Origin of the sequence: Kibdelosporangium phytohabitans (assembly GCF_001302585.1) — a bacterium.
Classification (GTDB): Bacteria; Actinomycetota; Actinomycetes; order Mycobacteriales; family Pseudonocardiaceae; genus Kibdelosporangium; species Kibdelosporangium phytohabitans.
Genome location: NZ_CP012752.1, coordinates 405112 through 424269, shown reverse-complemented (window position 1 = coordinate 424269; position 19158 = coordinate 405112). Strand labels below are relative to the sequence as shown.

Sequence of the window (19158 nt, the reverse complement as noted above, 5' to 3'; positions counted from 1 at the left end):
CTTCGGGGAAATCGGTCAGCGACCGACTTTGCGGTTGGCCCACTGCGCGACAGCCTTGTAGAAGTCGCGGGCGTTGGGCGCGTAGTTGATGACGTGCCCATAACCCTGCAACGCGTAGGCGTGCAGCTGTGCCTTCGACGAGTAGTACAGCGACTCAGTGCGCTTGATCGCCTCGCCGGACGAGCAGTCGGTCGCCAGCAGTCCGCAGAAGACGGAGTCCTGGCCCAGCCCCACCATCACCGGAACGTCGATCAGCCGCGAGTACGGCAGGATCACGGCGACCGGGAACAAGTCGGCCGCCTGCGTGTGCACCGAGGTGTCCTTTGTGGCCTCGTCGTACGCGACGGCACCGTCGATCCTCGGTCCTGGCTTGTGGAAGATGCCATACCGGGTGCCGGGCAACGTGGTGATGTAGAGCGGATCGTGGCCGGTCCTGGAGAACCTCGGGTCGATGCTCACCGGCAGGGTCGCGGCGAACACCGCGGCCGCCCCGATGACGTTGATCCTGTGCGCCAGGCCGGTGATCAGCACGCCGTCGACGTCCTTGAACGTCCCCGCCTCGATGATGGCCACACCGGAGCCGAACGAGTGACCACCCAGGATGATCTTGCCGAACTTCGGGCCCCGCGCGCCGGAGCGCAGCTGCTGGACCACCTCGTGCACGACTTCGGCCTCGGTGATCGCGGTCAGCAGGACGCTCAGCGGGATCGTGCTGCGGCCCGTGCCGAGCCGGTCGAGCGCCAGCGTGGCGTGACCGGCCTCGTTGAGCGCCTGCCGGTACGACCGGGTTTGCGGGCTGTAGCCGATGTCCCAGTAGGAACTGTTGTACGTCCCACCGGGAATCAGCACGTGGACCGTGTTCGAACCGCCCGCCGGGAGGCACAGCCTGCCGTACATGGTCTGCGGTACCACGGTCAGCGTGACCGGGAAGTACACGTCCCGGCACGACGACACGGGCGCGGCCTGCGCGACCGGCGTGGTCAGGAAACCGACTCCGGTCACGGCGAGCGCGACGGCGAGGCAACGACGGGCGACGGAACGTTTAAGTCCACTATGGAACCAGCGCACAGGTGACAACCTCCAGGAAGACTATTGCGCCAGAGCGATCTCAGGTGACCGGGACCGCGGTCATCGGCATCCGGTTCGGATATGCCGCCGAGGTCACGGTGACGCGAACGGGTTTGCCCGGTACCGGCACGAGCCGCCAGCGGGCGATGATGGTGGCAACGGCGATGGTCATCTCCGTGTACGCGAACGAATTGCCGATGCACTGCCTGTTGCCCGCGCCGAACGGGATGAACGCGCCCTTCGGCAGGGTCGCGGCCCGCTCGCCCGTCCAGCGGTCCGGGTCGAACCGGCCGGGCCGGTCGTGGAACCGGGGGTCGTGGTGCAGAGCGTGCGGGCTGAGCATGAACTCGGTGCCCGCGGGCAGGTGCTCGCCGGCCAGCTCGACGTCCACCCGCGCCCGGCGCATGAAGATCCAGATCGGGTACATCCGCAGGACTTCGTTGATCACCTGCCGCGTGTACCCGAGCTTCGGCACGTCGTCGAACGTGATCGGTCGACCGCCGAGCACCTCGTCCACCTCGGCCCGGACCTTGCGCTCCACCTCGGGGTGCTTGGCCAGTTCGTGGAACAGCCAGGTCAGCGCGACACCGATGGTCTCGCTTCCCGCGGTCAGCAAGGTGATGACCTCGTCGAACACCTGCTGGTCGCTCATCCGCTCACCGGTGTCCGCGTCCTCGGCGAGCAACAGCATGGACAGCAGGTCACCGCGGTCCTCGCCGTCGGCCCGCCAGGCCGCGACGACGTCGAGCACGATCTCGCGCAGCCGGTCGACGGCCTCGTCGAAGCGCCGGTTGGCGGGAACCACCGGCACGCGTTCGAGGATCGACGGCGTGAGCGCCCGGACCATGCCGTCCTTCAGCACGATCGGGATCGACTTGCACGCCTCGGCGGTGGCACGTCTGCCCAACTCGGTGGAGAACAACGTCTCGCCGACGATGGTGACAGCCATCCGTTGCATGTCACGGTCGAACTCGCGCACTTCTCCGGGCTGCCACGCGCCGATCGTCTCGTTCGCGACGCGCCGCATCGTGTCCGCGTAGTGCTGCAGCCGGGCGCGGTGGAACGCGGGCTGCACCAGCCTCCGCTGCCGCATGTGGAACGCACCGGCCGACATGACCAGCCCGTTCCCCATGAACGGGCGGAATCTGTCGAAGATCGCGCCCTTCTCGAAACTGTTCGAGTCGGTGACGAGCACCTGGTGCACCAATTCCGGACTGGTCAGGAAATAGGTGTGCAGCGGACCGAGGCGCAGCTGCACGATATCGCCGTGCTCGTGCAGCGTCTGCGTGAAACCGGTCCTGCGACGCAACATCGGCACGGTGTGCCCGAGGAGTAGCCATCGGCCGGGTGCGACCGCGATGGTCATTCCCTCTCCTAGACTTGCCGAAACGGACGGCCCACCCTAGGCGCCGGATGGCCGATTACAACAGCACCCGATCGGGTGGCACATTGTCATGCCGATGGTGCAACGTCCGGCGTTTCCGGACGGGGGTAAGCTCATTGACCTTTCAGTCGGCCGGAAGGGGACGCGGCAGTGGTGAAACAGCAACAGGACTGGGTCCCACCCGACATCGACACGGACAAGCCGAGTGGCGCACGGACATACGACTACCTGCTCGGCGGCGCGCACAACTTCGCCGCGGACAGGCAGGCCGCCGTGATGGCCGAGCAGATCATGCCGGGAATCCAGAAGGTCGCCAGGCTGAACAGGGCTTTCCTCGGCCGCACAGTGCGTTTCATGATCGATGCCGGGGTGCGGCAGTTCCTCGACCTCGGCTCGGGAATTCCGACCGTGGGCAACGTGCACCAGGTGGCCGACCAGGCAAGTCCGGGCTGCCGCGTGGTTTACGTCGACCGTGATCCGGTCGCGGTCGCGCACAGCGAATTGATGCTCGCGGCCAACGACACCGCGGCGATCGTGCACGCGGACTTCAGGTACCCGGATCACGTTTTCGGCAACGCGGCCGCCCGCCGGTTGCTGAACCTCGACGAACCGGTCGGTGTGCTGATGATGGCTCTACTGCACTGGATTCCCGATGACTGGGACCCGCCCGCACTGGTGCGGGAGTACTGCGCCCGTGTGCCGGTCGGCAGTTATCTGGCGCTTTCCCACCTGACCACCGACCAGCACACCGAAGAGATCACCGGCGCGGTCGACATGTTCAACCGCGCCAAAGGCACCGACCAGGCCACGCCCCGGCCCTATTCGGAGGTCGCGGAGATGTTCGGCGACTTCGAACTCGTCGAACCGGGCCTGGTCGGCTGCGCGGTGTGGCGTCCCGGCGGAACCGGTGACGTCACGGAGGATCCGGAAATGAACGCGCAAATCTACGGCGGAGTAGCAAAAAAGGTCCGTTAGCGGCTGCCGAACAAAGACGAGAGCACCGACCGGCGAGCGGGGGCGGCGCGGCCGATCAGCCCGGCTGCGGCGTCCTCGATCAACGCGCCGACGGTGTCCTCCGCGCACGTGCGGTTCGCACCGATTCCCCCGGACGAGCCGCGTTTGATCCAGCCGACCACATAGGTTCCCGGCATCCCGTCCACGCGTCCGCGCGAATTCGGGACGGTGCCGGACTTGTCGTCGAACGGCAGACCGGGAACCGGCTTTCCGCGGAATCCGACCGCCCGCACGACTCGATCCGCCTTCATCGCCACTTCGCCGACGTTGCGGGTCACCCACAACCCGCTCACCTGCGCGTCGCCCAGGATTTCGGCGGGTGCGGAAGCGAACCGGAACACGATGCGCTTCGGCCCGTCCGGCGGGGACGCGGACCAGTCGATCGACTCGCGGCGGATGTCCCGCAGCAGCGCGGCTTTCCCGGTCGAGCTGTCGACCGCGGCGAGAACGCCCGGGTCGTGCGCGTCGAGAACCAGGTCCACGTCGGTCCGCCTGGTGAGGCCGAGCAGTTCCGGCGTGGTGTACGCGGCATCGTCCGGACCGCGGCGGCCGAGCAGAACGACCTCACGGACCTTGCTCGAACGCAGGCACAGGAGCGCCTCACGCGAGATCGACGTACCGTCCAAAGTGTTCGGATCGGCGGTCAGGATCCTGGCGATGTCCAACGCGACGTTGCCCGTGCCGATCACCACGACCCGCTCGGCCGACAGGTCCACCGCGTTCGGCGCGACATCCGGATGGCCGTTGTACCAAGAAACCACGGTCGTCGCCGCCAGGCTGCCCGGCAGGTCCTCCCCCGGGATCCCGAGCCGGCGGGCCTCCGACGCGCCGACCGCGTAGATCACCGCGTCGTACCGCGCGGCGAGTTCGGCGACGGTGACGTCCCGTCCGACCTCGACACCGAGCCGCATGCGAACCCTGGGATGCGTGTGGAAACGCGCGAAGCTCTCGCCGATCCGCTTCGTCGCCCCGTGGTCGGGGGCGACGCCGTAGCGGACGAGCCCACCGGCCACGGGCAGCCGATCGATCAGCGTGACCCGGGCACTGGTGTGCAGCAACAGGTCCTCGACGGCGTACATGCCGGCCGGACCAGTGCCGACGACCGCGACATCCAACGCGGGCAGATCGCTGGGGATGATCCGCGTGAACACCGTCGGCGCCCAGGTGTGGAAGTTCGGCGCGGGATCAGTCCGCGCCTGCTCCTTGTCCTCGTAGTACCCGGCGTTGAGGTCGGCGTAGATCCGCAGTGGATCAGGCAGGTCCTTCGCCTCGTAGATCGCGTCGACCGGGCAGGCGTCGGCGCACGCACCGCAGTCGATGCAGGTGCGCGGGTCGACGTAGAGCATCTCGGTGGTGCCGAAGTCCGGCTCGTCCGGAGTCGGGTGGATGCAGTTGACGGGACAGACCGCGACGCAAGTCGCGTCGTTGCAACAGGTCTGGGTGATCGCGAAAGCCATGTGCGTCAGATCAGGTTCGCGCGCTGGTAGAACCAAGTGGACGCACGGGTGAGCAGGCCGCAGGAGCCGAGGAACTCCATCAGACCGGCGCAGCTCGACCGCATCATCGCCTTGTGGTGCTCATTGGACTTCGCCTCACGCAGCGCACGACGCGTGTCAAGACCGGCGTTGGCGTAGACATCCTTGTGCACCATGCTCGTGACAATCGCGTAGGACGCAATGGACACGACCAGCGCGTTGATCTGCTTACGCAGCCATCCGGCACCCTGCAGCCGCTTGCGCGTCTCATCCCGCGCGAACGCCATATGCCGCGACTCCTCAACGACATGGATGTTGGTGATCGTGCGCACGAAAGGAGCGACCCGGTCGTCCCGCATCCAGTCCCGCTGCATGACGTCGAGGACCTCTTCGGCCACCAGGATGGCGGCGTAGGCGGCCTCGCCGAAAGCGATGGTCTTGAACGCCCGGCCGAGCTCGATGACCAACCGCCGCGGCCGGTACGCGGGAGCCCCGAGCTTGGCGGCGCCACGAGCGAACATGATGGAGTGACGGCATTCGTCAGCGATCTCGGTGAGCGCCCACTGGAAGTCGGGGTCGGTCGGATCCTTGGCGTAGAAGTCCCGGAGGACCATCTGCTGCAGGATCATCTCGAACCAGATGCCCGTGCTCGCGACGGAGGCGGACTCCTGCCGCGTGAGCTCCCGCTGCTGCTCGGGCGTCATCTCAGCCCAGTACTTGGTTCCGTAAAGCGTGCACCACTCCGGGCTGGCACCATGAAAGTCCTTGTCGAGTGGGGTTTCCCAGTCGACCTCATGGACGGGGTCGTAGGACAGTATCTCCGACGAGTGCAGCAGCCGCTGTGCCAGCGCTTCGCGGCCAGAACCGGCGGCCACGCCAGTGTTGACCATGGGAAACCTCCTGGTAGGGGACCCGCATCTAGGTGTTACCTCAAGTTACAGTTACCTAAGGTAACGCATACTCGGCAGATCCGCACCCACCAACCCCGAACAACCTGAGATTCACGCGCAACAGCACAAACCACCCACGAAACCCACTAACGAACTGACAAGCACCACCCACCCCTGCCGCGGCGAGGCCGCTCAGGCGAAGTAGGACCCAGCACGCTCGTCGAAGCCGTGCTGGATACGCAGCCGAACAGACGGGTGGATGGTCAGCTCAGGTAGTAAAGACCGGTCGACCCACAGGACTTCCACGTTCCCATCGGCGCTGGTGCGCAGCTCACCGCCGATCGGACGACCCCGGAAACAGACGGAGAACTCCTGCCGGACCGCACCACCGCTGAACTCGACGACGTGCTCAGGGTCGGAGTAGACGCCGATCAACCCGCTGACCGCGATGTCGACCCCAGTCTCAGCCGCGGTCCGACGAACAGCGGCAACGGAGACAGTCTCCCCAACCTCCTGGACACCCCCGGGAAGGGCATAGAGGTGGTCATTCACACTACGTCGCACCATCAGCAGCCGCCCATCAGCGTCCAGAACAAACGCAGCGACCTCGACAACGATGCTGTCCGCCTTTGGAGCAGCCGGGTTTTGATAGTGCTCAAGACGCGCCATGCGCCAGTGCCTACCACCTGCACAACGCAAACGCGTATCACCGCACCCACAGCCTCAGCCGAACGCACACAATTCCCCAGGCAGAGACGCAAAGCAAGCCAAAAATCGCATCGCCCCCTCGAACACGCGACAACGCTCGCCGAGCGAAAAAGCGCGCTGATTCAAGAATCCGGATCCCGACATTCAGGCAGCGGACCACAGGCCAGAAGACGGGCACCGAAACAGCGCGGCAGCTACACCCGTCCGATGCCATACGCGCCGCATGCCCGACCAGCCTGTGTCCCAAGCGTTCCCAGCACGTCTGGTCGCCCTACGCGAGCAAGTAGCCCACCTCCTGTCCACACAGCAGCATCAGTGGCACCGCGAGTACATCGAAGCCGGCGAATCGGGCTTGGCCCTGGAGATGCTTGCGGACTGGCTGTCCGAGGACGAGACGCCGATACCATCAGCTGTGCGCGCCGAGATGGTCGACTTGAGCCACGCCGTGGGGATCAACGGACGGGTATCCCGCGCGTTGGCCTACTGCCCTGATCGCTGAGGGACCTGCGACCCTCAAGACTCAGGCCCTTCCGAACGCCGGCAAGGGCCTGGTCACCGCCCGGCGACCAGCAGGCAGGTTAGAACCGAGCAACCGAGTTAGATTCCTAACCCGGCGGATTGGGTGTCCCGATTCAGGCCCTCAGCTACACGAAGTCAGTAGGTTGGGTGGGTTAGGCCCACGTGAGGCACCCGCCACAGAGGGCCAAAGCGGCCGTGTCCACATGTGCCTTGCTGGACCTAACCCACCCACTTTCAGCCGTCCAGCCGCCGAAGGGAATCGAACCCTTGACCTACGCATTACGAGTGCCCCAGCGACCCGTTCAGCACGGTCCCAGATCGTTCATCCCCAGGTCAGAAGGGGTGCACCGTCTGGCCTGAACACCCCCGAACGCGGGAAAACTGCAACCCAAACTGCAACCCTCCACAGTGGGCTCCTGACACTGCCAGTCCCGCTTCGCACCTCGCCAGATCGCCCACATACCGGCGGCGGTGGCGGTCAATCGGCCCCTCGGCCTTGCTGCGTTCCCTTGTCCGGCTTCACGCCTGGCGGACCGGGCTGTCCCTCTCGCTCCCTGAGCTGCTGCAGCCGGACCTTGTAGTCCCAGTACCGAGGGTGCCCGCAGTAACAGACGCTGGTCCACATCCGCTTCGAGTCCGACGACTGCTCGGGCCCCACACCACAGACCGGGCAGGGCGACGGCGTCTCGTCGTAGACCCACGCTTCCTCTTCGGGGCTGAGTTCCACGCCCTGACGGTAGAGTTCGCCGACCAGGTCGCCCACTGAGTTTCGTTGGCCGTTGGCGCGAAGCGTCTGCGGGCGCCGATCGCCGTACCCAGGTCGACCAGGTCGACCACCCGGCGATCGTCACGGTCTGGCGTCGGCTGGTCGTTGGTTCTCTGCGCGCCGCCGCTGGCTTACCTACTCACGCGGCGGCGCGGGCCTGTCCGGGCGACCGACCGGGTGTAGCGAAGCGGGAACCCGGTCGTGTCGCGATGGACGGCGCCCGCGCCGCGAGCGTGACACGCGCCGCCAGCGGCGGCGCGCCTTGATCCTCTAGAGCCTAATTCGGCAGCAACTCGTAATAAAAGCACAACAAGCGTCGGAGTTAACATATTTGGATGTCATCAAAGCAGCTGAAGCTCGCATTAGAGAATCTCAAGAGCACCGACTGGGCACTGTTCGAGGCTTTCGCCTCTCAGTTCCTAGCTTCAGAACTTCCTGAATATCGCAACATGGCGGCAACATATGGCGACCTAGGGCGAGATGGGGAAATTTACTGCGAAGGTCGCCAAGCCGACACTCTTTTTCAAATGTCGGTTACGAGCTCATGGGATGCCAAGATCTGCGCAACTGTCAAACGACTTCGAGAGAATTTTTCTAACATCAAGACCCTTGTCTACGTGACCAACGCCAGTGTTGGCCCAGCTGCAGATGAACTGAAAGGGACGCTAGCGCAAGAAGAAGGCATCAACCTGGACGTCCGTGATGCCTCATGGTTCGTCGATCGACAATTCACAAACACGCAGCGCACAAGCGCCAGTGAAGAGCTCGTCGACATTGTGCTGGCACCACTCTTCCAAGCTTCCAAAGTTTCCACAAGAGTGGGCACAGTATTAAGCGAGCAAGAGGCGCGTGTGGGACTCCTTCACCTCGCTTTAGACGCCTCGGATCAAGCTAGCGAGAAAGGCCTCACGAAGAGCTGCTTTGAATCGCTAGTAATTGCCGCGCTTCATGACACAAACCTGGATGTGAGAATTTCCAAGGAAGAAGTAGTCAAACGTGTGGAGAGCATGCTGCCAGCAAGCCCTCTCGACCAGGTGTCAATGTACACAGAGAATGCGTTGGCTCGACTTTCAAAGAAGAATGGGCGGGTTAAGCACTGGCGACACATGGATCAATTTTGCTTGTCCAATACTGAGGTGCAAGCAATGAGATCACAGCTAAGCGAGTTCCTTGAAAACGAACAGAAAGTGCTCAACGAACTTGGCAGAAAGCTGGCGACATACGTCGATAATTTGAGCGAGAATCAGCCACGTTTCACATCGGTTGTACAAGCCGTAAAAGAATCCCTAGAGGAGGTGCTACTATCTCGCGGCGAGGCTTTCGCTTCGACAGTAGCAGGCGGACACTCGCACACCTTGAACGGCGATGAGCTTCGCAGTGTAATCGTTACGCGAAAGGACGGGTCACTAACGGGGTTGAAGTACGACCAAGTTATAGATGGCGTGTGCGCGTTTATCGCTGAAGTCGACGACAACATCTCATCACATTTACGCCGCTTGGCAGATGCGTATACGCTTTTCGCGTTTATGCGGCAGACCCCAGACGTCCAGAAAGCAGTAGTAAAGTTATTTTCGGATGCCGATATATGGCTGGATACCACCGTAATCCTGCCCTTGATGACAGAACGGCTAGCACCAGACGAGTCGGCCAAAACGTATACAAGCTTGCTAAAGGCAGCCCGACAGGCTGGTTTGAACTTGTTCGTAACAACTGGGGTGATCGAAGAAGTAGACGCGCACTTGACCAACGCAGTCAACTGCTCCAAACAGCCTGCGATCGCATGGCAATCACGTATCCCATTCGTCTACTCCGAGTACGTTCGATCCGGATTCCCTACGTCAACTTTCATTTCCTGGGTTCTTGACTTTCGCGGCCCCATTCGACCAATTGATGACATACTTGATTTCCTGGACGATGAATTTGGAATCAAGAATAAGGATCTGACCGAACGGGTCGACAACGCCCCCGAAGAACTCCGACGCGCGGCGACAGAGTACTGGCACTCTGTGCACGAACGGCGCCGTAACGGCAAGAAGGTGTCACACGGATACGTCAACCCAGACATTGTTTCAAAGCTGGTCAAGCATGACGTTGAATGCACAGTTGGCATTTTAGCCATGCGAGACGAGTCACCGAGTTCGCCATTAGGATACAAAGAATGGTGGCTCTGCATGGACAGAGCTGCCTTCGGCTTCGAAGAACGTTTAAAGGAGCGGATTCCCGACTGGCGCGGAAGTTCGCCAATCTTTGACCCTGACTTTTTGGCAGAGTATCTTAGAATTGGACCGCTGCGAACAGCGCTTGACGAAGGACACCGTGTCGCGATTCCCGTTCTAGTCGATGTTGCTCATCGCAGAGTTATCGACCCGAAACTGGTCGAGTTGGCGGACAAAGTTCGCCAAGACTACTCCAATCTTGGCGAACGCCGAATTCGGCGCGAGGTTAGGGACGCGCTGGATAAAGCACGGGCGTTTTCCAGAGTTGATGACGAAGTAGCGATGACAGGATTGGACAGCGAACTTGAAGAGATCCCAAATGATGTGAAGATCTAGATAGACTTGAACGCGACGTTAATACTATCGATCAAAGACATGCCGTATGCGCCCTACCGGTTAACGGTAGTATGGAGTTGATAAATGCACCTGTTGTTGGCCTCGTCGGATGTGCTGCCGGTGGGCTGGAAAAGCTTGCCTCGAAGCTTGTTGAACCAGCGCTCGGGCACGGTCTACGAGTTACGGTGACGTTGACTCCGACTGCACAGACCTGGCTGGATGCGACTGCCGAGGTCGATAGGCTCAAGGAGCTGACCGGACTACCAGTAAGGCATAACCTCGGATGCCATGGGAAGACAAGCCCCTATCCGAAGGTCGACTGCTACGCGGTAGTGCCTGCGACGGCCAATACGGTGGCCAAGATGGCCCAAGGCATTGCTGACAACCAGGCACTGACTCAGGTTTGTGAGGCGATCGGGCTCGGTGAAGTTCCTGTGGTGGTGTTTCCGCGAGTGAACGCGGGTCACGCGAACCACCCTGCCTGGGATGGCCACATAGCCACGCTGACGAGGGCTGGTGTGCGGATGGTGATGGGTGAGGACATCTGGCCTCTGCACAAGCCGCGATCGTCGCCTGGCAAGGAGTTGCCGTGGGGTGCGATCCTCGACGCCATCGTTTCCGCAGTTGAGGGACGGGCGTTGACGAGCACCAGGCGCTAAGTCATCTCAAGTGAACTGGATAGACCGGGCATTTGCTCCTTCGGCGGACGAACTGCCCCAGGTGTGAAGTGACATGCGGGAATCAGATTCCTGATCGTCGCGCGATACGGTGACCTGGTGACTGACCTGGTCGATTGGTCCTCGTCCATCGCGGAGGATCGTCTGGCGGTGTCCTTGCCTCGTCGGTGGAATCATGTGCAGGGGGTGCGTGACAGGGCGAGACTGGCTGCGGCCTTGTTCGAGCATGACGAGGGTGAGCTGCTGGTGGCGGCTGCGGTTCTGCATGATGTGGGGTATGCCCCTAACCTCGCCCACAGCGGCTTCCATCCGTTGGATGGTGCTCGGTACCTGCGCAAACTCGACGCCTCGAGGCGGTTGTGTGCTCTGGTGGCGCATCACTCCTGTGCGTATCGGGAGGCCGAGTTGCGGGGGTTGTCGGCGGAGTTGGCGGAGTGGGCCGACGAGGAGACTCCACTGCGGGATGCGCTGTGGTGGGCGGACATGACGACGTCGCCGGATGGGGTCACGGTGCCGTTTGAACGGCGGATCGGGGAGATTCAAGAGCGGTATGGACCTGATGACCTGGTGACGTTCTTCATTCGGCAGGCCAAGCCGGAGTTGGGAGCGGCGGTGGAGCGGACCGAGGAGCGACTGCGGGCTGCTGGGATCGACTTCGAGTAGAGGACGTGCGGCCGTGACGTGTGCTGGACGGCTCGGGCGTATGACGTCCTGAGGTGTCCCGCTGTGAGGTGCTCGTGTCCTCGTGAGCTGGCGATTCTCCTGGTCGAGAGTCTGAAAGTGCAGACCTGACCGAGAGGTAGTCGTTCATGTCGATCAGCCCGGCGCGAGATTCCCATGAAGCCGCGGGCGGACCGCCGGCCGAAAGCTCGTGGGATCGGGTGACCGTTCCCTATGTGGCCCGGTGGAGCGAGGAGCAGGATCTGTCGTCCGCACTGGTGATACGGAGGCGTGGTGGCATCGGGTACGTGGACGAAGTCATCGGCGACCGGGACAAGCGGGGAATCCTGTGGCCTCGGTTGGCGTCACGGCCACGGCATGGGCGGCCGTTGTTCGGGGCGGTGCATTCGCTGAGGCAACGGCGGGCGATGAGCAAGCTGCTGTGCCAGGTGTGCGCTGGGCCTGCTGATCGGAACGACGATGGCGTGCTGTGGCTGCTGACGGACAACCGGGACAAGTGGGCGGACTGGCCTGAGGAGATGGCGGTCGACGAGCCACCCGTGTGCAAGGCGTGCGCGGTACTGGCGACCAAGTTGTGCCCGGCGCTGCGGGGCGGTGCGGTTACCGTGCGGGTGCGTCAGTGCCCCATGGTGGGTGTGCGTGGTCGCATCCACCAGGCTGCGGGCCTGCTGCCGGTACCGACTGACGAAGACGTCGTCGCCTTCGATGACGTACGCATCCGGTGGACGTTGGCGTCCAGCCTGCTGCGGGAGTTGCGCGGCTGTTCGGCCGTGGAGTTGAGCTAGGCGTAGTAGGGCTCGGCGCGCTCGTCGAAGCCGTGTTGGATGCGTAGCCGGATGGACGGGTGGATGACCAGCTCGGGCAGCAGGGACTGCTCGACCCAGCTGACTTCCTTGCTCTCGTTGCTGGTACGCAGTGAGCCGCCGACGGGGTTGGCGCGGAAGCAGATGGAGAACTCCTGGCGAACCTCGCCGTCGGTGAACTCGATGACGTGCTCGGGGTCGGAGTAGATGCCGATCAGGCCGGTGACCTCGATGTCGATCCCGGTCTCTTCCTTGGTCTCCCGGACGGCGGCGGCTGAGATGGTCTCACCGACTTCCTGTGCGCCGCCAGGGATGGCGTACAGGTCGTTGTCGGTGCGGCGGATCATCAGCAGTCTGCCGTCGTCGTCCAGGACGAACGCGGTCGTGGCAACAACGATGCTGTTCGCCTTCGGGGCGGCGGGGTTCTGGTAGTGGTCAAGGCGCGCCATGCGTACTGCCTACCACTTGGGCGGCTTGGCCGCGTTCCAGACGTTCTCGTAGCTCTCCGAGTAGGTCTCGAACAAGTCCCCTGCTGACAGGCGGCGAAGGTGCAGAACCGGAGCAACAGCCGCGCCGAAGCCGTACACGTGAGTGTTAACCAGCATGTCCTCGTCGAAGCGGTAGAGCGAGTTGTACAGGATCGTGCCGTGAATCCGGATTTCCACATTCTGCAAGCCATCCAAGGGCTTGTAGAACACCAACGCGTTGCGCGCCTTGGCAGGCAGAGTCGCCTTGTCCAGTCCCTCCTCCGCGCTGCGCTTGGCAACTTCCCGGCTGGCGGGGTCGCCGACGAGGATGCGGATCTTGACGCCTGCTTCGGCCTTCTTGCGCATGAGCTTGATCAATGCTGGGTTGTCGGTGAGGAACATGCCTGAGTAGATCAGGATTTCGATCTGCTCCGTGGCCTGGTCGAACAGGCGCGTCCAGACGTCGCTCGGGATTGAGTACCGGTGTGGGTAGACCTGGATGACCTCGGACTGCGCTACCTCGGCAACCCGTTCTGGCGCAACGGCATCCGGCCACAGGTAGTTCTCGGTTTCCCGGACCATCGCAGCGATGGCGTGGCGGTGCCGTTGGTAGGGCGTGCGGCCCTTGGTGATCCACCGCTCGACTGTCTTCGGGTCGACACCCATGGCCGCGGCCAGCTGTACGGGCGTCAAACCGTTGCGCAACAATGCGTCTCGTAGCCGATCGTTCGGCATGAACCCCTCCCCCGGGGACTTTATGGGACGTCTTCACTCTAGCATGGGACGTCCTAAGAAGTCCCGTCATGCGGTACTTGCGTCCTCCATATCGGACGAATCTGTATCTCGAAGTCAAGGGTCACACAGGCGGCCTGACCAGAACTGGAGACAACGAGATGCCGATCATCCCAACCAGGTTCGCCGCAGAGTTCGGCGAAGTCTTCCCCTTCGGCGCGTTCGTGCTCGGAGTTGAGCCCTCGATCGAGTTCCAGTCCGACCCGGCGGCGCCCAAGCGGCAGGAGCGGGACCGCGAGACCAACGAGCTGGTCTGGGTCGTGCGGGCGCTGGACGCGAACGAGGAGGCCGCACGGTTCGGTGCCGAGTTCAAGGTGAAGGTTGCCGCACCACAGCAGCCGGTTCCACCGCCCAAGATTCAGGGGTTCCCGTACGCGCCGGTTGAGTTCGAGGGCTTGACCATCACGCCGTACGCCAACAACCGGGGCCGCATCGCCCACAGCTTCCGCGCCAAGGGCCTGAAGGCTCCGGGTGGGAGCAAGGCAAGTCGAAGTGCCAACAGTGAACAGAAGTCGGCCGCGTGAGCCAGCAGGAGACTGACATGCGCGACCTGGTGAGCGTTCACGTGATGGAGGGCCTGCCGATCCGCTCCCGCGCTCTGCCGTTCGCCGACCGGGTGGAGATCCGCTTCGGCAACGCCTTCCCGCTCGCACTGCTGATCGATCGGGACGCGGTGGAGGAGCTGCTGGACGCGATCCAGTCCGGCTACGCCGCCCTGGAAAAGGCCACCAGACGGACTGAGGAGGCGTGAGCGATGGGTTTCAACGTCACGTGCTCGCCCGGCAAGGACGCGACGGCTGGCCTGGTGATGGTCACGCCGGAACTGCCGACACTGATTCTCTACCTGGACCCGGTCAACCTCGCGATCCAGCTTCCGGCATTCCCGGACGGCGCACAGGTGCTCACGCGATTCTGCCGAGAGCTGTCGCGCGAAGCCGCGCGGGTCGCTGACGCGATCGACGGAGGCGAGAGGTGATGACCACGATCTGGCCAATCCCTGGGCCTGAGGCAGCGGCTCAGGACGTCGTGGGATCACTGCGGACGCAGGCTGCGTCGTTGACGGTCTTCGCGGACGCCCTCGCTGATTCCGACAGTGCGGGTGCGGCTGCGCTGCACGAAGAGGCGCTACGGCTTCGGTGTCAGGCAGCAGTGATCGAGGGCCTGGCCGAGCTGCACGACGAGCTGACGCTACAGCTCTCCGCACTCGATGAGCCCACGACGATTCTGCGGTGGCTGGCATGAGAGGGCCGTGGACACCCAACGCGCACGGTGAAGAGCTGGCCAGACGGCTGCGTCAGCTGCGTGAGGAGACGGGGTTGACGCAGACGCAGGCCGGTGTGCGTCTGGGCCGGTCGCGGTATCGGGTGCAGCGGATTGAGGCTGGGTATCTGCCGTGGAGTGACGAGCTGTCGGCGATGCTGGCCCTGTACCAGGTGCCAGCGGACGAGCAGCTGGTCTTCTTCGAGATGTGGGACAAGGCGTGGCAGCCTCGTCGGGCTCGTGCTCTGCGGGTTGTGGAGGGCGCCCGACCATAGCCATCTGATTCCACTTTAGACGTTTTAACGCACGACGGGTCGTGTGGCGATGACGCACGTCCTGTTGCGGGACAACGATTCCCGTGGGCACAGAAGCGGACACCTGGCTACCAACCTGATCCGCTTCTGTGCTGCCTACCCACCTGGAGTAGACAGTGGAAAGCGTAGAACACACCCCTGTGGTGTCCGCAAGTGAGGTCACCCGGACTCGGTGTGCCAAGTGCAAGAAGTACGCCAAGTTGCTGCCCGGCGACATCCAGTGTGCGAAGTGCCTGGGCACCTTGGCCCTGAAGTTCGGCGACATCAGTAAGCCCTCGGACGCGACGGTTCGGGGTGGTTACTGATGAACGCGCATAAGGGTTCACGTTGGATCGACCCGGCCCCGTTAGAGGTCGCTCGGCCTCGGCTGCCGTGGTGGACCATGCTCCCGGGCTGGGTCAAGCTGGTGATCTTCCCGGTCGTGCTGGCCTGGGTCCTGGTGTGGCTGGTCGGCAAGCTGGCTCGGCTGTGCTGGTACTACCCCATCCTGGTCACGATGGTGGCTGGCGCGGTGGTGTTGGACTGGTGGGCGGGTCACTACCTGGTCGGCTCGGTGGTCTCGGTGCTGCTGGGCGGGTTATTGACGTGGTGGTGGCGGTCGGTCGATACCTATCAGCGGTGGATGCGGTGGCTTCGGACTGAGGTTCGGCGGCTGTGGGTGTACGCGTGGGACTGGCGCACGGTCATGCGGTTGTCGAACCTGACCGGTACCGCCAAAGGACGCGAGTACCGACCGAAGCTCAAGCGGGTCCGCGCGGAAGGCTGGCGCGACAAGGTCCGCGTCAGGATGATCAAAGGGCAGGCTCCGGAGCAGTGGGCCGAACGAGCTTCCGGCCTGGCTCATTCCTTCCATGCGAAGTCATGTCGGGTGCGGGTGCTGGGGCCGGGCAAGATTGAACTGGATCTCATCCACTCAGACCCGCTCACCAAAGTTCTCCCGCTTCCCGTCATGCCTACCGACGCGTCTGCCGTGGACCTGAAACGGATCACCATCGGCCGCACAGAGACGGGTAAACCGTGGCGGATTCGCTTGCTGGGTAACCAGATTCTCGTCGTCGGTGTCCAGGGAGCGGGCAAGGGATCTCTGTTGTGGTCGACGGTGTGGGCACTGGCTCCGATGATCAAGACGGGCACGGTCCGGCTGTACGGCATCGACCCCAAGGGCGGAATGGAACTCGGCCAATGCCCCATGGCCTTCCACAAGGTCGTGTACGGCAACGGCGTGGAAGCTGTAGAGCTGCTCGAAGAGATCGCCGAACAGGTCCGGGAACGGGCGAGCCGGTATCGGGGTATCAGGCGGCGGTGGACGCGGGACAGTGGTGAGCCGTTCACGCTGCTGATCGTGGACGAACTGGCGGACGTGATCGCCTACCAGACCGACAAGAAGCTCAAGGAACGCGCTCAGGCGGCGTTGCAGACGATCACCTCGCAAGGGCGGGCTCCGGGTGTCGGCACGCTCTGTCTGGTCCAGGACCCGCGCAAGGAGATCGTGCCGTTCCGCAACCTGTTCAACACACGCATCGCGATGCGCCTCGATGAACCGGCACAGGTGGACATGGTCCTCGGCGACGGGGTCCGGGAACGCGGCGCGGAAGCCCACGAGATATCGGAACTGACTCCTGGCGTGGCGTGGGCCAAGGAGGACGGCAAGCGAGAACCGCTGCGCGGCAGGGCCTTCTACGCGACCGACGAGAACCTGACCGAGTTGGGCCACTACCTCACCGGTGGAGCTGTGGTGCCGTTCGAGGGTGGTGTTGCGGCGTGAACACGAGCGGAGAGTTCTACGGGACCTTCGGTGTTCTGCGGGAGCACCTCACGGTGCACGAACTGCCGGAGACAGCCTCGATCGATGTTTGCCGCCATCTGCTGGACGGCATGGTGGTCACGGTGCAGATCGGCGCGTCCGGCCTGGCCGATGTTGCCGCCGGTCTGGTCGTGTGGGCGGACACGCTGACCCGGGTGAGGTGCGTGGTGTGGAGGGCCTCGGGCTGCTCGGTGCATCTCCAAGTGCATGGGCGGCTGCCGGACGAGACGCCTGTGATGGTGTTCAGCGGCACGAACTACGACGCTGAGGTCTTCGGGCCGGACCTGGCTGTTGGTGAACGGCGCACGATTCTGCTCGGCCTCCTCCGCGAATGGGCCGCACCTCAGGAAGTGGTCGCATGAGCGCCCCCGCGACGAGTGTGGTCAAGGGCCACCAAACACGTGCTGACCGCATGCGCGTCCCCCTGGCGGCCGACGTGGTCAAGGCAACCGCCGAACAACATGGCGTGTGTACCAGGCCCTTCACGATGGAAGTCGGCGACCAGGACACCGGTGAGCTGCGGTACGTCGCGGTCCCCTGCGGCTCGACGGTCGAATCGGTGTGTCGGCCGTGTGCGATGAAGGCCCGGGCTCTGCGGATCACCCAGTGCCGGGAGGGCTGGCACCTGGTCGACGAGCCCGACTTCACACCGGAACCGCCAACGGCCGATCAGAAAGCGCTGCTGACGCTGCGGGCTGACCTGTTCAACGCCTACCAGCAAGCCGTCACCGTTGGAGACCTCGACGAGGCCGAAGACCTGCGGGAGGAGATCGCCCGGACCGACGAAGAACTTCGGCAACTCGGCATGCGGGGCCGACTGCCCTCGCCGGATGCTCCGGCCAAGAAGGCGGTCAAGCGGTCGACCAAGCGGCGCCAGGATGCCCCTGACCTGCCTCGACGCAGGGTCGAAAAGCGGACCGTGGGGCGAGAGTTCGCGGGCAAGTACCGGCCCTCGATGTTCGTCACGCTCACCCTCGACACCTACGGCCGTGTCCTCGACGACGGCACACCGGTCAACCCGAACACCTACGACTACCGACGAGCAGCCCGCGACGCAGTGCACTTCTCCTCGCTGGTCGACCGGTGGTGGCAGAACCTGCGACGGGTCGTCGGCTGGGACGTCCAGTACTTCGCCACCGTCGAACCGCAGAAGCGGGCAGCTCCACACCTGCACGCCGCAATCCGTGGATCCATCCCGCATGAGCTGCTGAAACTCGTCACCGCGGCCACTTATCACCAAGTGTGGTGGCCAAACCATGACGAGCGCGTCTACCAGGACGGCGAACCGCTGCCCGTGTGGGACACGCAAACAAAGACATTTGTCGACTCAGCGACACGGATACCTCTGACAGCTTGGGATGACGCGGTGTCCGCTGTAGACGAACCTGCTCACGTCGCCCGATTCGGCGTACAGGTCCATTCCAAGGGAATCCTGGGCGACACCGACGAGGCAGGCCGTCACATCGGCTACCTGACCAAGTACCTCACCAAGTCCACTGGCGAGGTCATCGAAGCGACCAGCGAACGCCAAGCGGCACACCATGACCGTCTCCAGGCAGAGCTTGCGGTCACACCGTGCTCGCCCGAGTGCGCGGTCTGGCTGCTCTACGGCATCAACCCCAAGGGCGTCACCAGCAAGACGATTCCCGGGCACTGCAAGGGAAAAACGCACAAGCGGACCACACTCGGCCTGCCCGGTCGCAGGGTCCTGGTGTCCCGGAAGTGGTCCGGTAAGACGCTGGCCGACCACAAGGAAGACCGGAAGGCGTTCGTGGCCGAAATGCTCGCGGCCGTGGGGATCGTGAAGCCAGTCGTGGACACGTCCCGACTGATCTGGCGCAAGGTCGACCCAACCGACCAGAACGCACCACCACGCGATCACCTGCTCATGCACGCGATAGCCGAACGCATCCGATGGCGGGCGGAATACGACTCGGCACTACTCGCGGCAGATCTTTCGGCAACCGGGGCGGCGGCATGAACG

The 19158-nt window shown here is 63.6% G+C and carries 22 protein-coding genes; 14 read left to right on the top strand and 8 right to left on the bottom strand.

Translation table 11 applies throughout. The annotated features are described in order from the left end of the window. Positions 1–15: 15 nt before the first annotated feature. Together AOZ06_RS02040 and AOZ06_RS02035 are read right to left on the bottom strand one after the other, a co-directional pair. Positions 16–1002 (bottom strand): alpha/beta hydrolase, encoded by a 987-nt coding sequence (locus tag AOZ06_RS02040; RefSeq protein WP_236952044.1) that lies wholly within the window; start codon positions 1000–1002, stop codon positions 16–18. Positions 1003–1108: 106 nt separating this feature from the next. Further along, a complete protein-coding gene (locus AOZ06_RS02035; protein WP_054287839.1) occupies positions 1109–2434 on the bottom strand; it encodes a cytochrome P450 in 1326 nt (441 codons plus the stop codon). A 171-nt stretch (positions 2435–2605) separates the two neighbouring features. Between AOZ06_RS02035 and AOZ06_RS02030 the strand changes: the two genes are divergently transcribed. Continuing rightward, on the top strand, positions 2606–3427 hold the full coding sequence (locus AOZ06_RS02030; protein WP_054296357.1) for an SAM-dependent methyltransferase: 822 nt from the start codon (positions 2606–2608) through the stop codon (positions 3425–3427). Here AOZ06_RS02030 and AOZ06_RS02025 read toward each other — a convergent pair. The 3 genes from AOZ06_RS02025 to AOZ06_RS02015 all read right to left on the bottom strand — a co-directional run bounded on the left by AOZ06_RS02025 (position 3424) and on the right by AOZ06_RS02015 (position 6500). After that, the gene (locus AOZ06_RS02025) at positions 3424–4923 is read right to left on the bottom strand and encodes an FAD-dependent oxidoreductase (protein WP_054287838.1); all 1500 of its coding nucleotides are present in this window, start codon (positions 4921–4923) and stop codon (positions 3424–3426) included. The genes AOZ06_RS02030 and AOZ06_RS02025 overlap by 4 nt on opposite strands. Positions 4924–4928: 5 nt before the next feature. Further along, positions 4929–5831 carry an AurF N-oxygenase family protein gene (locus AOZ06_RS02020; RefSeq protein WP_054287837.1) on the bottom strand — a complete coding sequence of 301 codons (903 nt, stop codon included), beginning with the start codon at positions 5829–5831 and terminating at the stop codon, positions 4929–4931. 192 nt (positions 5832–6023) lie between these two features. Next, positions 6024–6500 (bottom strand): NUDIX hydrolase, encoded by a 477-nt coding sequence (locus AOZ06_RS02015; RefSeq protein ID WP_054287836.1) that lies wholly within the window; start codon positions 6498–6500, stop codon positions 6024–6026. Between the two features lie 262 nt (positions 6501–6762). Between AOZ06_RS02015 and AOZ06_RS02010 the strand changes: the two genes are divergently transcribed. Next, positions 6763–7038: a MafI family immunity protein gene (locus AOZ06_RS02010; protein ID WP_054287835.1), complete on the top strand. Its 276-nt coding sequence runs from the start codon at positions 6763–6765 to the stop codon at positions 7036–7038. Positions 7039–7536: 498 nt separating this feature from the next. Here AOZ06_RS02010 and AOZ06_RS02005 read toward each other — a convergent pair whose 3' ends face one another. Further along, entirely contained in the window at positions 7537–7785 is a 249-nt protein-coding gene (locus AOZ06_RS02005) for a hypothetical protein (RefSeq protein ID WP_157232763.1), read from the bottom strand. Positions 7786–8159: 374 nt separating this feature from the next. On the opposite strand from AOZ06_RS02005, the gene AOZ06_RS55780 reads away from it, so the two are divergent. From AOZ06_RS55780 to AOZ06_RS01990, 4 genes are all read left to right on the top strand, one after another. Then, a complete protein-coding gene (locus AOZ06_RS55780; RefSeq protein WP_157232762.1) occupies positions 8160–10376 on the top strand; it encodes a hypothetical protein in 2217 nt (738 codons plus the stop codon). A 71-nt stretch (positions 10377–10447) separates the two neighbouring features. Beyond that, positions 10448–11035 carry a flavoprotein gene (locus AOZ06_RS02000; protein ID WP_054287833.1) on the top strand — a complete coding sequence of 196 codons (588 nt, stop codon included), beginning with the start codon at positions 10448–10450 and terminating at the stop codon, positions 11033–11035. A gap of 117 nt (positions 11036–11152) precedes the next feature. Then, positions 11153–11716, top strand: a complete 564-nt coding sequence (locus AOZ06_RS01995) for an HD domain-containing protein (protein WP_054287832.1) — start codon at positions 11153–11155, stop codon at positions 11714–11716. A gap of 146 nt (positions 11717–11862) precedes the next feature. Then, positions 11863–12519, top strand: coding sequence for a hypothetical protein (locus AOZ06_RS01990; RefSeq protein ID WP_179950801.1), 657 nt, complete (start codon positions 11863–11865; stop codon positions 12517–12519). Here the strand turns inward: AOZ06_RS01990 and AOZ06_RS01985 are convergent. Together AOZ06_RS01985 and AOZ06_RS01980 are read right to left on the bottom strand one after the other, a co-directional pair. Then, positions 12516–12986 (bottom strand): NUDIX hydrolase, encoded by a 471-nt coding sequence (locus AOZ06_RS01985; RefSeq protein ID WP_054287830.1) that lies wholly within the window; start codon positions 12984–12986, stop codon positions 12516–12518. The genes AOZ06_RS01990 and AOZ06_RS01985 overlap by 4 nt on opposite strands. Before the next feature lie 9 nt (positions 12987–12995). After that, positions 12996–13739 carry a DUF5919 domain-containing protein gene (locus AOZ06_RS01980; RefSeq protein WP_054287829.1) on the bottom strand — a complete coding sequence of 248 codons (744 nt, stop codon included), beginning with the start codon at positions 13737–13739 and terminating at the stop codon, positions 12996–12998. A gap of 158 nt (positions 13740–13897) precedes the next feature. Here AOZ06_RS01980 and AOZ06_RS01975 point away from each other — a divergent pair, with 158 nt between their 5' ends. The 8 genes from AOZ06_RS01975 (at position 13898) to AOZ06_RS01940 (ending at position 19155) form a co-directional block, all read left to right on the top strand. After that, positions 13898–14320, top strand: coding sequence for a hypothetical protein (locus tag AOZ06_RS01975; protein ID WP_054287828.1), 423 nt, complete (start codon positions 13898–13900; stop codon positions 14318–14320). 17 nt (positions 14321–14337) lie between these two features. Then, positions 14338–14547, top strand: a complete 210-nt coding sequence (locus AOZ06_RS01970; RefSeq protein ID WP_225953099.1) for a hypothetical protein — start codon at positions 14338–14340, stop codon at positions 14545–14547. Between the two features lie 3 nt (positions 14548–14550). Then, positions 14551–14772 (top strand): hypothetical protein, encoded by a 222-nt coding sequence (locus tag AOZ06_RS01965; RefSeq protein ID WP_054287827.1) that lies wholly within the window; start codon positions 14551–14553, stop codon positions 14770–14772. Then, the gene (locus tag AOZ06_RS01960; protein ID WP_157232761.1) at positions 14772–15038 is read left to right on the top strand and encodes a hypothetical protein; all 267 of its coding nucleotides are present in this window, start codon (positions 14772–14774) and stop codon (positions 15036–15038) included. Before AOZ06_RS01965 ends, AOZ06_RS01960 begins: the two co-directional genes overlap by 1 nt. Further along, positions 15035–15331 (top strand): helix-turn-helix domain-containing protein, encoded by a 297-nt coding sequence (locus AOZ06_RS01955; RefSeq protein ID WP_054287825.1) that lies wholly within the window; start codon positions 15035–15037, stop codon positions 15329–15331. Before AOZ06_RS01960 ends, AOZ06_RS01955 begins: the two co-directional genes overlap by 4 nt. 421 nt (positions 15332–15752) lie before the next feature. Beyond that, entirely contained in the window at positions 15753–17135 is a 1383-nt protein-coding gene (locus AOZ06_RS01950; protein ID WP_225953100.1) for an FtsK/SpoIIIE domain-containing protein, read from the top strand. After that, a complete protein-coding gene (locus AOZ06_RS01945) occupies positions 17132–17536 on the top strand; it encodes a hypothetical protein (protein ID WP_054287823.1) in 405 nt (134 codons plus the stop codon). Before AOZ06_RS01950 ends, AOZ06_RS01945 begins: the two co-directional genes overlap by 4 nt. After that, positions 17533–19155 (top strand): replication initiator, encoded by a 1623-nt coding sequence (locus AOZ06_RS01940; protein WP_054287822.1) that lies wholly within the window; start codon positions 17533–17535, stop codon positions 19153–19155. Before AOZ06_RS01945 ends, AOZ06_RS01940 begins: the two co-directional genes overlap by 4 nt. The last annotated feature ends 3 nt before the right edge of the window (positions 19156–19158 follow it).